The organism is Arenibacter troitsensis (assembly GCF_900177645.1).
Taxonomy (GTDB): domain Bacteria; phylum Bacteroidota; class Bacteroidia; order Flavobacteriales; family Flavobacteriaceae; genus Arenibacter; species Arenibacter troitsensis.
The window spans coordinates 95,796-112,273 of record NZ_FXAO01000004.1 but is presented as its reverse complement, the minus strand read 5'-3'; the positions used below and the strand labels follow the sequence as shown (position 1 = coordinate 112,273).

At 41.9% G+C, this 16,478-nt stretch carries 10 protein-coding genes and 1 tRNA gene; 8 read left to right on the top strand and 3 right to left on the bottom strand.

Going from position 1 to position 16,478, the window contains the following annotated elements; translation table 11 throughout:
- Positions 1 to 13: 13 nt before the first annotated feature.
- On the bottom strand, positions 14 to 2,383 hold the full coding sequence (locus B9Y87_RS10070) for a GAF domain-containing protein (RefSeq protein ID WP_085499234.1): 2,370 nt from the start codon (positions 2,381 to 2,383) through the stop codon (positions 14 to 16).
- Between the two features lie 206 nt (positions 2,384 to 2,589).
- On the opposite strand from B9Y87_RS10070, the gene B9Y87_RS10065 reads away from it, so the two are divergent.
- Positions 2,590 to 3,492 (top strand): metallophosphoesterase, encoded by a 903-nt coding sequence (locus B9Y87_RS10065; protein WP_085498687.1) that lies wholly within the window; start codon positions 2,590 to 2,592, stop codon positions 3,490 to 3,492.
- A gap of 45 nt (positions 3,493 to 3,537) precedes the next feature.
- On the opposite strand, the gene B9Y87_RS10060 is transcribed toward B9Y87_RS10065, so the two are convergent.
- A complete protein-coding gene (locus B9Y87_RS10060; protein ID WP_085498686.1) occupies positions 3,538 to 4,263 on the bottom strand; it encodes an energy transducer TonB in 726 nt (241 codons plus the stop codon).
- A gap of 695 nt (positions 4,264 to 4,958) precedes the next feature.
- Here B9Y87_RS10060 and B9Y87_RS10055 point away from each other — a divergent pair.
- From B9Y87_RS10055 to B9Y87_RS10025, 7 genes are all read left to right on the top strand, one after another.
- The gene (locus tag B9Y87_RS10055; RefSeq protein ID WP_085498684.1) at positions 4,959 to 6,041 is read left to right on the top strand and encodes an efflux RND transporter periplasmic adaptor subunit; all 1,083 of its coding nucleotides are present in this window, start codon (positions 4,959 to 4,961) and stop codon (positions 6,039 to 6,041) included.
- Positions 6,038 to 9,121 (top strand): efflux RND transporter permease subunit, encoded by a 3,084-nt coding sequence (locus B9Y87_RS10050; RefSeq protein ID WP_085498682.1) that lies wholly within the window; start codon positions 6,038 to 6,040, stop codon positions 9,119 to 9,121. Before B9Y87_RS10055 ends, B9Y87_RS10050 begins: the two co-directional genes overlap by 4 nt.
- A gap of 1 nt (position 9,122) precedes the next feature.
- The gene (locus B9Y87_RS10045) at positions 9,123 to 10,433 is read left to right on the top strand and encodes a TolC family protein (RefSeq protein ID WP_085498681.1); all 1,311 of its coding nucleotides are present in this window, start codon (positions 9,123 to 9,125) and stop codon (positions 10,431 to 10,433) included.
- 109 nt (positions 10,434 to 10,542) lie between these two features.
- Positions 10,543 to 11,568, top strand: a complete 1,026-nt coding sequence (locus tag B9Y87_RS10040) for a metallophosphoesterase family protein (protein WP_085498679.1) — start codon at positions 10,543 to 10,545, stop codon at positions 11,566 to 11,568.
- Between the two features lie 59 nt (positions 11,569 to 11,627).
- Positions 11,628 to 13,352 (top strand): FAD-dependent oxidoreductase, encoded by a 1,725-nt coding sequence (locus tag B9Y87_RS10035; protein WP_085498677.1) that lies wholly within the window; start codon positions 11,628 to 11,630, stop codon positions 13,350 to 13,352.
- A gap of 41 nt (positions 13,353 to 13,393) precedes the next feature.
- A complete protein-coding gene (locus tag B9Y87_RS10030; protein WP_085498675.1) occupies positions 13,394 to 15,061 on the top strand; it encodes an FAD-dependent oxidoreductase in 1,668 nt (555 codons plus the stop codon).
- Between the two features lie 38 nt (positions 15,062 to 15,099).
- Positions 15,100 to 16,260: a sialidase family protein gene (locus B9Y87_RS10025; RefSeq protein ID WP_176225620.1), complete on the top strand. Its 1,161-nt coding sequence runs from the start codon at positions 15,100 to 15,102 to the stop codon at positions 16,258 to 16,260.
- Positions 16,261 to 16,388: 128 nt separating this feature from the next.
- Here the strand turns inward: B9Y87_RS10025 and B9Y87_RS10020 are convergent.
- Positions 16,389 to 16,461: transfer RNA gene (locus tag B9Y87_RS10020), tRNA-Phe, on the bottom strand.
- Positions 16,462 to 16,478: the final 17 nt, after the last annotated feature.

Sequence of the window (16,478 nt, the reverse complement as noted above, 5' to 3'; positions counted from 1 at the left end):
AAGGGAAAAAATGTTATTTTTTCAATTCCAGCATTAAGTCCTCGTAGGTATATGTTTTGTCTTTTTCCTTAGGGGATTTGTATAGAATGGAAGCCCTAATGGCCTTTAATCCGGAAACCCCTTGAAGCCCTTCCAATTCAACAATTTCTACTTTGCCGCTGAAATAACCTTTAGATCTTAGGAACTTAATATATCGGAGGTATTCCAGCTCATCCTTTTTATGTGAATAGACAATGGCTATTTTACCGGCTTGGGTCAATCTTTCATTGGTGCCTTTAATGTAGGACTTATCAATTCGTTTTTTAATAATCTCATACCTGGCATTATAGGTACCGTCTACGTCAAATCTTTTTTCATCCATCCTAAAACGAATGGATAAAGAGCCGTTATAGACCAAAATAAGCGATGCCACGTTTAACTGTACCTGCAGCTTGGATTTCAGGTCATAATGCTTATTTTCCATTTCGCAGATTACCTGTAACTGCCACAACCTAAGGTTGTTGAGATAAAGTAGGTCAAAGGCCCTTGTTCCTGTTATGGAATCCCCAATGTACATATTGTGCTCCACACCATCGGTCTTGTAACGCTCAAAATAGTGGGGATACATTTGTTGTGCCTCCTCCTGTTTGCTGTCGAGTACCGATGCCAACTTTTTGTTGATCAACATTACGCTCTGATCGTAATTTTTTCTGTGATCATAGTACGAACCTGTTACCTTATCTATTTTGGCTACATAGGAAAGCAATAGATTTTGAATGTGGGTATCGGATTTTTTGATATGTTCAAATACCGGGTTTATTTCTTCCTGTACAAAGTCGAAAATAGCCTGTTCGCTATTGGTATGCAGTACCTCTTTGATTTCATCAAGGTGGTTATCTACCCGGAATATAAGTTCTTCGTATATGGGTAAGCCGTACTTCTGCCAAACCTCGGTCATTATTTGTCTAATTTCGGACAACTGGATCATGAGATCCCTTTGAATGGCCATATTTCTTTCCTGGGAGGAATTTTGGATATCTACCTGTCCGTACAACGGATATACCTCATCAAAAACAATTTCGCGGAAAGAGGGTTGTAAACCTTCCATATCATCCAAAATAAAGCGCTTTGCCTCTTCCTTGAACTTCCAGTATACGGAAGGGTGCACAGAGGTACATTCGTTTTGAATAACCGCATCTATCAAATTCTCCTCTTCTTGTATAGAGCGCAATACAGCAGAAACAATAAAGGGAACTACATCATCCAATTTTGTTGCATTCACGCTATTGAGATCATTTGCCTTATCGGAGACTAGTTCCAATACCCCCAGTAATTGTCCGTCTTTAGCAATGGGAGCCAAAAGGGCACTTTTTATTTTTTGATCGTGCAAAACCTTATATGGTGCCATACCATTTGAAAGCTTGTAGTACTTGTCCACATCGCTTATTACAAAGTAGTGGTTTTGATCTATCAGCTTACTGTATGAAGCCTTGCAAAGGGCCTCGTTACAAGTCTCCACTTGTTTCTTCTGTAAAATAAAACTATTTACTCCGTTTATGGAAACCCTCTCAAATTGCTCATCTTTGGAATTGTACACGGAGAATCCAATACGCAAATTTGGCAACCCAAATAAAGATTTAAAGGTTTCTTCCACACCCTTAATAAAATTGCCCCCGGTTTTATCGTTAATGATAAGGTTGGATTTTATTTCGGAGATGGAATGTTCTGCGGTAACATCGAACATGTTGGAAATTACAAAACCCTTGCTGATAAAACTTTTGGGCGGTATCTTTTGTTTCCAAAGCTCTACATTATCTATATTTTCCAATAACTTGTTTACGTCTTCCTGGGTAATTTCCAGTGGGGTTCCATTGGGTATGATTTCCATGAAATCGGCATTGTACAAAATACGGTAATGCCTCATTACTCCATTGGCATCTGGAATATCGTAAAAAAAGGGTCTTTTAAAATCTAAATTAAATCCGTAATAAAAGTTGAGTATGACCACACAGGCCATGATATAGTTCACCTCTCCTTCTTGATTCCTGATTTGTGGACGATAATCCGGTCCGGCAGCTTCCAAAATTTTTTCAAAGCGCTTACTGAAGTTAAATATAATGTCCGTGTAGGGTGAGGTAGCCGTTTTTATTTCATTATGGGTAAGGACAGTTGAAAATAAATCCTGCAAAATAATTTGAATTACATCCTTATGTTTTTCCAACAATGTAATATCATTGAAGCCTTCCCTCAATTCCGGAAATGGTGCTTGGGCATTCAAAATATACCTTGCCTTGGTGGCCAAAAACGAATCATCGCTATCCGCCATTTCATCATACTGCTCTAATAACTTATTAAAGCTTATATGGTGTTCCAGTGGTGATATTTTCTCAGATAATCCCTTCATTTTACCCTTAGTCCAAATTTGGACCGTAAAATTACAAAAGAAATTGCTTTCTTTCCCCAAAGTGTCCAAATTGCCATAAACTTGATCTAGGTTTATATAACGAATGTCTGTTGTTTGGGCATATTATATGTCCATATTTTTTTAGAACATACCTAATAAACCTCAAAGTCTTCCATTAAAAAGTATTAACTTTTGACCCAAAACCAATGACCTCATCTGCCAGATTGTCCAGGGCCTATAAAAATGCCAAGATCCTGCCCTTTGACGACAGCTCCAAAATTATACTATTTAGTGACTGCCATAGAGGAGATAGTAGTTTTGCCGACGAATTTGCAAATAATCGCAATATTTATTTTCATGCCCTAAGGCACTACTTTAACGAGGGATTTACCTACTGTGAATTGGGCGACGGTGATGAACTATGGGAGAATCTCAACTTTGACTCCATATTTACGGCGCATAAGAACGTATATAAACTTTTAAAGCAATTTCACCTGGAGAAAAGACTCCATATGATTTGGGGAAATCATGACATGGTTTATAAAGACCCAATGTATGTGAAAAAGAATTTGTCATCCTATTTTGAGCCTATTGACGATTGCAACAAAGAATTGTTCGAGGATATTACTTATCACGAAGCCATAGTTTTAAAACATAACAACAGTGGTCAAGAGTTGTTTTTGACCCATGGGCACCAAGCGGACTGGTGGAACTATACCTTTTGGCGCTGGGGCAGGTTCTTGGTACGTGTTCTATGGAAACCCCTACAGGTATGGGGTATTGCCGATCCTACAAGTCCGGCCAAAAATTATAAGGAGCTTATCAAGATTGAAAGACGCATAAAAAAATGGATTTTGGCCAACAATGAATTGCTGACGATAGTTGGCCATACCCATAGGCCACGCTTTCCTTCTCCGGGCGAAATACCTTTTTTTAACGATGGTAGTTGTGTTCACCCGCGGAGTATTACGGGGATTGAAATACAGAAGGGAACCATTGCCCTCATAAAATGGGAGATAGCTACAAAGGATGATGGCACCTTACAGATTGTTAGAATATTACTGGACGGCCCTCAACAATTAATCAGTTATAAAAAGGCTAAATCTTAGGTCTATAGTTCTTGGTAAAATGGATTTCGAAAGGAGTGGATTGCTTTATTGTAACCTAAATGTTATTGGGATGGTATAGGGAACCTTTACGGCCCTTCCCCTTTGCTTTCCGGGCGTCATTTGAGGTAATGCCGCAATGATCCGGTGGGCTTCCTTTTCCAATAACTTGTCCGGACCCCTTGTTCTAATATTGGTTATGGTACCGGTATTGTCAATAATAAATTGTACATATACCTTGCCTTCAATGCCCAATTCCACGGCCACATCGGGATAGGTAAATTGTTTCATGATGTGCTCTTGGATTTTTTTCTGAAAACAAGCTTTCTGGGCTTCGTTAGAGGTTTCCTTGCAACCTGGAAAAACGGGAACATTTTCGATTATGGCAAAAGGCACTTCAACATCTTCCTCTTCTTCTTCCACCACTGTTATGTCCTCAACCTTTAAAGGAGCCTGTTCCACTACTGTTTCCTGATTTATTTCTGTACTTTGAATCACCGTTTCCTCTATTTCGACCACATCCTCAACAATCTCTATTACTTCGGGAGCCGCTGGGGGAGGGGGTGGTGGGGGAACATTCAATGCTTCGGTAACCGGTACTTTTTCTTCCAAATAATCTGTTACCGTCAACTGCTCTGTGGCTGTATTTGCTTTGGGATACGTTTTTAGTTCCAACGCCCTCCATACTACAAATAGTACTATAACTAGGCCCATTACAAAGAAAAGGCCACTTTTTTTGTTTAAATCTGCCCTAGGATTTTTTTTGGGTTCCATGACACAGTATTTTAAAACTTAATTTATTGCGTATTTACTAGAATTCATATGACATAGATCAGTTTTGACATTTTTCTTACTTAGAATCACAATGTCCAATTATTATAGTAGAAGATTAGGGCTCCCTGTGCTTCAGAAGGCATCACAATAGGTCCAAAATTGGATAAATTATTGATTTTTGATTATTACAATAGGTCTGAAGTGAAATTTAAAAATGGCTCTCGGTAATTCAAACTGGATTTCAATATCAATTTGTAATGACTTTCCAAATCGATCCCATTCAATTTTAACGGAATTTGATGATGTCCAATCAAGGAGATACGGAATTGGAATTGGATACATTTATACTTACACCATAAAATTCATTTGATAACAATAATAGGCAAGTTAGGCTTCCCTAAAGACCTAGGAATAAATAAGATTCCACAGCTGTAATTCTGGGCAGGAGCAATCAAATTCATTCCTTGCCAACCTTTCTAATGCTTACTATTTTCTAAATTGGGGTTGCGTCTGACTAAAAATCTTTAAGAAACCTTGTGGTTTTTTGGTTTTATCCTAAACATCTGGGTTAAAAATTTGGTTTTATGTTAATCAATGTTAAATAAAGTTTAACTATTCTTAAAAATAGGTCATAAGAATTAGATTTGTTAGTGTCTTGTTAATGCTTTTAGTATAGGATCCTATCTCCAGAAATTATGAAAATAAAATACATTGTTTATACTTTATTGCTGATTGGATTGGGAGGTTTGGTAACCTATCGTATTATGCGTAATAATCAAGGTGTCAAACCGGGAAGTTCTGTCGGCAGCGGTACGGTCCCTATGGTTTCGGGAATGGTTCTTGGTCCCCAACAGTTTAATGATAATATTTCCCTGTCCGGTACGCTAGAGGCAAACGAGCAAATAGAGATACGAAGTGAGGTATCTGGCGTGGTGGAAAGTATAAATTTCGACGAGGGGAGCAAGGTAGCCCAGGGCCAGGTGTTGTTCAAGGTGAACGATATTGAGTTACAAGCACAATTGTCCAAAGTAAGGACCGCCCAGAAGTTGGCGTCCGAAAATGAAAGGAGGGCAAAATTACTATTGGAAAAGCAAGCCATCAGTCAAGAGGAATATGATATTGCTAGCGCCGATTTTCAATCGGCCAGTGCAGAATCCGAATTAATAGCCGCTCAATTGTCAAAGGCAACTGTACGTGCTCCATTTTCTGGCATTATAGGACTTCGCTCCATTTCAAAAGGGACCTATGTTAGTCCGGCTACGCCCGTGGCCAAATTGGTGAATACAGATCAACTAAAGATTACTTTTTCAATTCCCGAGAAATATGCCACCCAGATTAAAGTAGGTACATCCTTTACTTTTACCACAGCCGATTCCAAGGAGGAATACAGTGCAAAGATATATGCAATTGAACCAGAGGTGGAGGTTGCCACTAGGACCCTAAAAATGAGGGCTACGGCCGAGAACCCCGGGGGCAAACTATTTCCTGGTGCTTTTGCCAATGTAATATTGCCCTTGGAAACGGTCAACGATGCCTTATTGGTACCCAGTGAATCTTTGATTCCTGTTCAGAATGGTAAGAAAATTTTTATCGTTGAGAACGGCAAGGCCAAGGAGATAGATGTGGAAATTGGTGCTCGTACCGGAAGCTCCGTACGGATTGTTTCAGGATTAAAGGTTGGGGATACTGTACTTACTTATGGAGTAATGGCCTTAAAGGACGGTACTCCTGTAAAGGTGTTACTAAAGGAAACTGAATCTATTACTGCGGAACAATGAGCCTATCTACATTAAGTATTAAACGTCCGGTACTTACTATTGTAATGAATTTGGTCATCATTTTATTCGGGATTATCGGCTTTTCCTATTTGGGAGTTCGTGAATTTCCGTCCATAGATCCCGCCCAAGTTTCGGTACGTACCAATTACTCGGGGGCCAATGCAGATATTATTGAATCCCAGATTACGGAACCCTTGGAGAAGGCCATAAATTCCATCGATGGTATTAGGAACATAACTTCTTCCAGTATACAAGGATCCAGTTCCATTAGTATAGAGTTTAATCTCGATAAAAATTTAGAGGATGCAGCCAACGATGTCCGTGATAAGGTGTCACAGGCGGTAAGAAGTCTGCCCGATGATCTTGATGCCCCTCCGGTAGTCTCAAAATCCGATGCCGATGCGGATAGGATACTTTCCATGACCATACAGAGCGATAGTAAAAATATTCTGGAGCTTTCGGATTATGCCGAAAATGTGATATCCCAAAGAATAGAGACCATCCCCGGAGTAAGTAGCGTTCAAATATGGGGGCAACGGAGGTATGCCATGCGCTTGTGGATAGACCCTTTCAAATTGGCATCCTATGGATTGACCGTGGCAGAAGTGCGTAGTGCGCTGTTGGCACAGAATGTGGAGTTGCCTTCGGGGAAATTAACGGGTGATAATACCGAAATTACGGTTAAGACCATTGGTAACCTTGATTCCGAGGAAGGCTTTAATAATATTATAATCAGGGCCGATGGTGAAAAATTGGTGCGCCTAAGTGATATTGGCAAGGCTTCTTTGGAAGGGGAGAATATGGAGACCAAGATGAGCGATTCCGGTCAGCCTATGGTCGCTATTGCCGTTATACCGCAACCTGGCACTAATTATTTGGAAATTGCGGATAAATTCTATCTGGAGTATGAAAAGCTGAAGAAGGACCTGCCCGAAGGGTTTAAATTAAACATTGTAATAGATGATACCGTTTTTGTTAGAAAGGCCGTTACGGAAGTTGCGGAAACTTTGTTGATATCCATTATCCTGGTAATATTGGTCATATATCTGTTTTTTAGAAATTGGTCAATGGCCATGCGTCCGTTGATAGATATACCGGTATCTTTAATAGCCACATTCTTCATAATGTGGTTGTTCGGGTTTTCTATCAATGTCCTTACCCTTTTGGCCATTGTTCTGGCAACGGGACTTGTTGTGGATGATGGAATTGTAGTCACCGAAAATATCTATAGAAAGGTGGAGGCCGGGATGAGCCCGATCGAGGCCGCGATAAAGGGTTCCAACGAGATTTTCTTTGCGGTGATATCTATATCCATTACCCTTGCGGCGGTTTTTCTCCCTGTTATATTCCTAGAGGGTTTTGTGGGCCGGTTGTTTAGGGAATTTGGCGTCGTCCTGGGTTCGGCGGTATTGGTGTCGGCTTTTGTCTCGCTCACCTTGACCCCAATGCTAAACGCTTATCTAATTAAGCCAGGAAAGCAGAGCCATTCCAAATTTTATAATTTCACGGAGCGCTATTTTGTGAAAATGAATCAATCCTATGCCAGTGCATTAGGCGCTTTTATGAGAAGAAAATGGATGAGTTTCCCAATATTACTGGCATGTATAGGGCTTATTGCCCTTTTTTACGGTCTGCTTCAAAAGGAAACGGCACCCTATGACGATCGTAGTTTTATACGCTTGAGCGTTACGGCCCCGGAAGGTTCTTCCTATGAATATATGGATCGTTTAATGGATGATATTACAAATTTGATCAACGATTCTATCCCGGAAAAAAAGGTAAGTTTGGTACTTACCTCCCCAGGCTTCGGTACCACTTCTTCGGTGAACAGTGGTCGGGCAAATATTGCGCTGGTAGAACCCCATGAAAGGGAGCGGTCCCAAAAGGAAATTGCAGAAGATCTTGGAAGATGGGCAAAATCTTATGTGGGCGGAAAATCCAATGTATCCGAACGTCCAACAATCGCGGTAAATCGCCGTGGAGGAGCGCCAATACAATATATTATACAGGCGCAGAATTTTCAAAAGCTGAAGGAAAAAATTCCTGAATTTATGCAGGAGGCCGAAAATAATGAAACTTTTTCCTTTACCGACGTAAACCTGAAATTTGATAAACCAGAACTCTATGTAACCATAAATAGGGAAAAGGCGGAAAGTTTGGGGGTTTCTGTATTGGACGTGGCGCAAACCTTGCAATTATCCCTCAGTGGGCAACGTTTTGGGTATTTTTTAATGAATGGTAAGCAATATCAGGTTATTGGCCAATTTGATAAAAAGGACAGGGATGCGCCTTTGGATCTTACTTCCATATTTGTAAAGAATAACGATGGTCTCCTCATTCAATTGGACAATCTCGTTTCTACATCCGAACATAGTAGTCCCCCCCAATTGTTTCACAACAATAGGTATACCTCGGCCACGGTTTTCGCAAATCTGGCTCCGGGGAAGAGCCTTAGTGACGGAATAGCCGCTATGGAGGAAATTAAGGAAAAAGTACTTGATGAAAGCTTTACAACGGATTTGGGAGGGGAATCCCGGGATTTTGTGGAGAGCAGTTCCAATACCTTGTTTGCGTTTGGCCTTGCCCTACTTCTTATATTTCTGATATTGGCAGCCCAATTTGAAAGTTTCATAGATCCAATAATTATAATTCTTACAGTACCCATGGCCGTTGCCGGCGCTATGTTTTCCTTATGGCTTTTTGGCCAGACCTGGAATATCTTTAGCCAAATAGGTACCATAATGCTCATTGGACTGGTTACCAAGAATGGTATTTTAATAGTGGAATTTGCCAATCAACTTAGGGAGGAAGGGATGTCTAAATTGGAGGCCGTTTTAAAAGCATCGGAATCCAGATTAAGGCCCATTCTTATGACCAGTCTAACCATAGCCTTGGGAGCTTTGCCCATAGCCTTGTCCTTAGGTGCGGCCTCCACCAGCCGTATAGGTATGGGGGTCGTAATTATTGGGGGGACCATGTTCTCATTGGTACTCACTTTATTCGTTATTCCGGCATTGTATTTCCTATGGTCTAGGGAGAAAAAACAACATCCTGAGTTTAAAGCCCTCGAATCCTATTAAAATGAATAACTATAATTACACTGTCATACTGTTTGTTTTCTTTGGCTTCACCAAGCTCCTAACGGGACAGGAAATACTAACGGTAGAAGAAGCGGTCCAAATTGCCTTGGAGAACAACTATCAGATAAAGATTGCGGCCAATGAGCTACAAATAGATGAGGTTTCCGTAAGTGTGGGCAATGCAGGGATGCTACCTCAAGTAGCGCTCGGCCTAACCGATAATAATAGCATCCAGAATTTAAGTCAGACCCGATCGGATGGGACTAAGGTAGAAAGGGACAATGCCAGGAACAATAGTCTCAATTATGGGATTGCCTTGGATTGGACCTTGTTTGATGGTTTAAAAATGTTTGCTGATTATGAACAGTTAAAAGAAACCCAAAAATTGGGAGAGGCACAATTAAAACAAGTTATCCTTAACAAGGTAGGGGAGGTTATGATTACCTATTTTGATCTTGTGCAGCAGAAACAGCAGCTTACGGCCTTGGACAGTACCATTATTATCTCTGAACAAAGGGTGGACCTGGCCTATAACCGCTTTACCATTGGAAAAGCCTCAAAATTGGAAGTGCTTAACGCCCAGGTGGACCTAAATACGGATAAAACTTTAATGCAGCGGCAAAAGGAGTTGTATGTTAATACCAAGGTTCAATTGAACGAGTACCTGGCACGCGATCTGAAGATAGATTTTGAGGTGGTACCCGAAATTTTTGTGGACCAAGCATTGCAATTGACCGAACTTGAAACCCTGGTGGGCAAAGAGAATCCTAGTCTACAGGCGGAACAGATTAACAAAAAGATCAGTGAACTGGAGTTGAAACAAACCAGGGCATTGCGTTACCCCACAATTTTTGCCAGTACAGGTTATAACTTTGGGCGCACCGAATCCAGTTTGGGTTTTACGACCAATTCAAATTCAAGGGGATGGAACTATGGTTTTGGTGCAAGTCTAAACGTCTTTGACGGGTTTAATCAAAATCGAAATGAGAAAATAGCGAAGATTCAGATTGAAAATTCGGAAGTGGCCATTGCCCAACGTACACAAGAACTAATGTCCTTGCTGAACACTACCTACCAAACTTACCTTACCAATATAAGTCTAATTGAATTGGAAGGAAAAAATGAGGCTATTGCACAGGAGAATATGGAGATTACTGTTGAAAAATATAAAATAGGAATCATCCCTACCATTGAATTTAGGACCGCCCAATTAAATTATATCAATGCAAAGGTGCGTCATAGCAACGCCAAATTTCAAGCAAAGTTGTCGGAGATAATCCTTAAGCAGCTCGCAGGGAACTTAGTTTTATAATCTTCCAAAATTTGGGGGTATGGTCATTTGTGTTAATTTAACCATAAAATACAGGTTGTGGCAATTGCAATAGCTTTTTCTGGATGGTATAAAAATAAAATTATAAAAAATGAAACGCCGAATATTTTTTAAAAATGCTGCTTCAGCATCCCTTGGGCTGGGACTAACCAAGTTTTCAACTAATGAAACCGCTTCAAATTCCTCCGAAAAGGAAATTCAATTTTGTGTTACTATAGAGGAAAATAGGCTTCAGTTTTTTTCAGAGGCGATTAAAGAGCCGGTAAAGATTGTTCATATTGCCGACACACACCTCTTTAGGGATGATGAGCGGGGAGTTCCATTTAGAAAGTATAGTGGGCGTATGGCCAAGGCCTACAATGAAACCAGGCACTTTAAAACGGGGGATTTGACCAACCCGGAACAGGCCTTCGAAGCGGCTTTGGATTTTGCCAAAGAATCCAAGGCGGATTTAATTACCCTTATCGGTGATATATTTAGTTTTCCATCTGAAGCCGCCATCGAATGGGTACAAGTCAAATTGAAAGAAATAAATATCCCATATATTTATATTGCGGGCAATCATGATTGGCATTATGAGGGAATGGAAGGCCCGTTGGAAGATTTGAGGGACAAATGGATTGCAAATAGACTGCTCCCGCTGTATCAGGGCAAGCATCCACTAATGGCGTTTTATGATGTAAAGGGAATCCGATTCGTGGCCATTGACAATTCCACCTATCAAATAAATGAAGATCAATTGGTTTTTTTTAAAAAGCAGGTTGCAAGCAACGTTCCCTTGGTGCTATTGGTGCATATACCCATGTATGCCCCAGGGAAGTCCATTGGTTTTGGATGTGGAAATCCGGATTGGGGGGCTTCTTCTGATCGGAATTTTGAACTGGAAGGACGATTAAAGTGGCCAGAAGCTGGACATACGAAAACTACCTTCGATTTTCATAAGGCGGTGTTTTCCGCTCCTAATCTCTTGGGGATTTTTACAGGTCATATACACCGTTTTTCAGTGGAATCCATAAAGGGAAAACCACAAATAGTCACAGATGATAATGCCAGCGGAGGATACTTGGATGTTAATTTTATGCCATTGGAGCCACAGGATCGGTCGCTGATTTTTTAAAATTCGTATTAAAATAATTATAGATTAAACAGGTAACATATAATAATTTCAAAGAAAAAATGATTAAAACTTATCATAGGCTCAACGTAAAAAAATATTTTGCAAAGTTACTCCTAGTGTTGTTTTTGGGCTTAGTAACCGTAGTGGCAAATGGCCAGAACAAGAAGTACGATATTGTGATTTACGGTGGCACTTCCGCCGGGGTTGCAGCAGCGCTGCAAAGCAGTAGAATGGGCAAGTCCGTTGTCCTCATAGAGCCTACCAATCGCATAGGGGGACTCACCACAGGGGGGCTGGGCCAGACCGATATTGGCAACAAACAGGCCATTGGCGGTATTTCCAGGGAATTCTATGAGAACATCAAAAAATATTACGATGATCCGCAGAATTGGAAATGGGAGAAAAAATCGGATTATAAGGACGGGGGCCAAACCCGTACGGAAGATGGAGAGCCAACCATGTGGACCTTTGAGCCCTCAGCTGCCCTTGCGGTCTATAAGGACATGATGGACAGGGAGAAAATAAAGATGGTCTATGATGAACGGTTGAACAGGAAATCGGGGGTCGAAAAAGTAGATGGTAAAATAGAGTCGATCACCATGGAAAGCGGCAAGACCTTTAAGGGGAAGGTGTTTTTGGACGCCACCTATGAAGGCGACCTCATGGCCTCGGCCGGGGTTTCCTATGCTGTGGGCAGGGAAAGCAATGCGGAATATGGGGAAACCTTGAACGGGGTACAGGCCAATAACATAAATACATCCTTGACAGGCTTGGTTTCTAGAAATGCGTACCATCATAATTTTATTGCAGGGGTAGATCCGTATGTGATAAAAGGAGATCCTACAAGTGGCCTTCTGCCAAATGTCAATGAAAAGCCTGGACTCGAAGGTGAAGGCGATAAAAAGATACAGGCCTATTGTTTTAGGATGTGCCTTACGGACCACCCGGAAAACCGCATACCCTTCCAAAAGCCTTCAAACTATGATGAGATCAACTATGAACTACTCTTTCGCAATTACGAAGCAAGAAAGGGGCCTGTCGGGGAAATGTACCATTATGGCAATTCGTTGGTTCCATGGATCAATTCCAGTATGCCCAATAGAAAAACCGATACGAACAACAAGTTCGGCTTTTCTACCGATTATATCGGCAGGAATTATGACTACCCCGAGGCTTCTTATGCGGAAAGGGAAAAGATCATCGAGGAGCATAGGAACTACCAAATGGGGCTGATGTGGACCCTGGCCAATCATCCAAGGATTCCCGAGGAAGTAAGGGAGGAAGCCTCCAGATGGGGCACTACCAAGGATGAATTTGAAAGAGCCGATGGCTGGCAGCAACAGCTCTATGTCCGTGAAGCAAGGAGGATGGTAAGCGATTATGTCATGACCCAGCACAATTGCGAGGCCTTAAAAGTGGCCGATGATGGCGTTGGTCTGGCCGCCTATGGCATGGATTCCCATAATGTGCAGCGATACGTGGACGCCAATGGATATGTCCAGAACGAGGGCAATGTGGAGGCCCATGGCTTTAAGCCCTATCCCATAAGTTATGGGGCATTGGTGCCCAAAAAGGAAGAATGCACCAATCTTATTGTCCCTGTCTGCGTAAGTTCCACGCACATCGCCTTTGGGTCTATCCGCATGGAGCCTGTGTTTATGGTCCTGGGCCAATCCGCGGCCACAGCGGCCGCGCTGGCCATAGATGCCAATGTTAATGTTCAGGAAGTGCCTTACCTTAATTTAAAGGAGCAACTTCTTAAGGATGGACAAAGGCTAAAATAGATTGTAATTTTCATTGAGGTTAGATTTCAATACCCAACATAATGAAGCTAAAAAGTAGGATCACAAATTTTACCCTTGCTCTGGTAATATTAGGATTTACGGGCTGTAGGTTGTCCAATGAAAAAAGTAAGCCTGTAGCTACGGCCGATATCATTATCTATGGCGGTACTTCCGCGGCCATTTCGGCGGCAGTGGAAGCAAAACGTTCTGGGAAATCCGTAATAGTGGTATCCCCTGACATCCATTTGGGCGGGTTGTCATCAGGAGGCTTGGGCTATACGGATACAGGTGACAAAAGCGTTATTGGGGGACTTGCAAGGGAATTTTACCATAGGGTCTGGCTACATTACAATACCAGTGAGGCATGGAACTGGCAGAAAAAGGAAGAATATGGGAACCAGGGGCAAGGGACCCCTGCCATGGACGGCGAGAATAGGACCATGTGGATCTTTGAGCCCCATGTGGCCGAAAAGGTCTTTGAGGATATGGTGGCCGAGGAACAGATCCGAGTGGACCGCGATGAATGGCTGGATAGGGAAAAGGGAGTGGAAATGAAGGATGGAAAAATAGTTTCGATTACCACCTTGTCGGGAAAGACCTATACCGGTAAAATGTTCTTGGATGCCACCTATGAAGGAGACCTTATGGCCGCGGCAGGGGTAAGTTATCATGTGGGACGTGAAGGCAAGGAGGTTTATGGCGAGGAGTGGAACGGGGTTCAAACGGGGGTTTTGCACCACAAGCACTGGTTCGAGGCGGATATATCCCCTTATGTAGTGCCAGGAGACCCCTCCAGTGGTCTATTGCCAAGGGTGTCGGGAGAAGATCCTGGGGAAAGGCACAGCGGCGACAATAAGATCCAAGCCTATTGCTTTAGGTTGTGTATGAGCAATTATCCAGATAATAGAATTCCCTTTCCTAAACCTGAGGATTATGACCCCATGAACTACGAATTATTGGCAAGGTCCTTGGAAACCGGAAGGAAGGATTGGTTCGAGAAGTTCGATGCCATACCGAACCACAAAACCGACACCAACAACCACGGTCCCTTGAGCAGTGATAATATTGGTATGAACTATGATTACCCGGAGGCAGGCTACGAAAGAAGAAAGGAAATAATAAAGGAGCACGAAAATTACCAAAAAGGATTGCTTTGGTTCGTGGCCAACGATCCTAGGATACCTGAGGATATACAGACCGAAATGCAAAAATGGGGCCTGGCCAAGGATGAATTCAAGGATAACGGCAACTGGCCGCACCAGATCTATGTCAGGGAAGCAAGGCGGATGATAGGGGATTTCGTAATGACCGAAAATGAACTGTTGAAAAAAAGTCCGACCCCTAAACCAATAGGTATGGGTTCCTATACCATGGATTCGCATAACGTACAACGCTATGTTAAGCCCGATGGGTTTGTACAGAACGAAGGGGATATAGGGGTAAGTACCAATGGTCCATATACGATCTCGTACGGTTCATTGGTCTCAAAGAAGGAAGATTGTAAAAACCTTTTGGTGCCGGTTTGTTTATCGTCTAGCCATATCGCCTTTGGTTCTATCCGTATGGAGCCCGTGTTCATGATTTTGGGACAATCGGCCGCAGCGGCCGCAGTGCTGGCAATCGATGAAAATACAGTAGTTCAAGATGTGGACTATAATAAATTAAAGGATGTCTTGTTGGCCAAGGGGCAGATTTTGGAAAAAAAATAATGCCTGTAATTATTAAAGAAACTAAAAGAAGGAAGCAAATGATTTATTCCAACACTTTAAAAAATAGATGTTTAATAATTTTCGTATTAATATTATGGGCAACTCCCTCAATTTCCCAGGCTCCAAATGAGAAGCAGGAGGGTTCAAAGGCCTTGAATTTTATTTTTGAAGGTGGTAATGATAATTATAAGTGTTTTCGTATTCCGGCTGTAGTTACAACTATTAATGGCACTTTGTTGGCCTTTGCCGAGGGAAGAAAAAATGGCTGTAGTGATACTGGAGATATAGATCTGGTAATGAAACGGTCAACGGATGGTGGAAAGACCTGGGGTAAATTGGAAGTACTTTGGCACGATGAAGGTAATACCTGTGGAAATCCTTCCCCTGTAGTTGATGAAGTTACCGGTGATATTTTTTTGTTGTCCACATGGAATCTGGGAACCGATCACGAGTCGGATATTATAGCCCAGAAAAGCGAGGATACAAGAAGGGTATTCCTATTGAAATCTACCAATGATGGTAAAAGTTGGAGTAGGCCAAAGGAAATAACTTCTGATGTAAAATTGCCCAATTGGACGTGGTATGCCACTGGGCCCGGTTCTGGTATCCAAATCCTAGAGGGGGAATACAAAGGTAGGTTGCTTATTGCATGCGACCACATTGAGGCCGAGACCAAAAAATATTACTCCCATATCATTTTTTCCGATGACCATGGGGGTACATGGAAGTTGGGAGGAACTTCCCCTCAAGATCAGGTTAACGAATGTGAAGTGGTGGAACTTTCAGATCATAGTCTAATGTTGAATATGCGCAATTATGATCGGAATATGAGCAGTAGGCAGCTTGCCTATAGCGATGATGGGGGTGAATCTTGGAAAGATATGCATCATCATGAAACCTTGGTAGAACCTATTTGTCAGGCCAGCACCTTGCGCTTTGAGGTAAAGGACGAGGTATATGTCCTTTTCGCCAACCCGGCCCATATTAAAAATAGAATTAATATGGCGCTTAGGCTAAGCAAGGACGACGGAAAATCTTGGCCCGTTGTTAAACAAATTTTCCCAGGTCCTTCAGCTTATTCCGATTTAACCTTGAAGGATGAAAAAAATATTGGTATCTTATACGAAGGTGGCCGGGAGAGTGCCTATGAAGGTATAATTTGGGAGACAGTAAGCATAAAAGAACTACTGGGAATGTAAAAATTAGCTAGGATAAAAATCCAATCCCAAACTAAAAAGTGGTTTTATAATTGCAGCAACCTTGCGTTAAAAGGACGCTATAAAAAGGGTAAAATAAAAAAGCCCTTGAAAATCAAGGGCTTTTGAGGTGGTGCCTCCAGGAATCGAACCAGGGACACATGGATTTTCAGTCCATTGCTCTACCAACTGAGCTAAGGCACCAAACGCTGTAAGCGGGT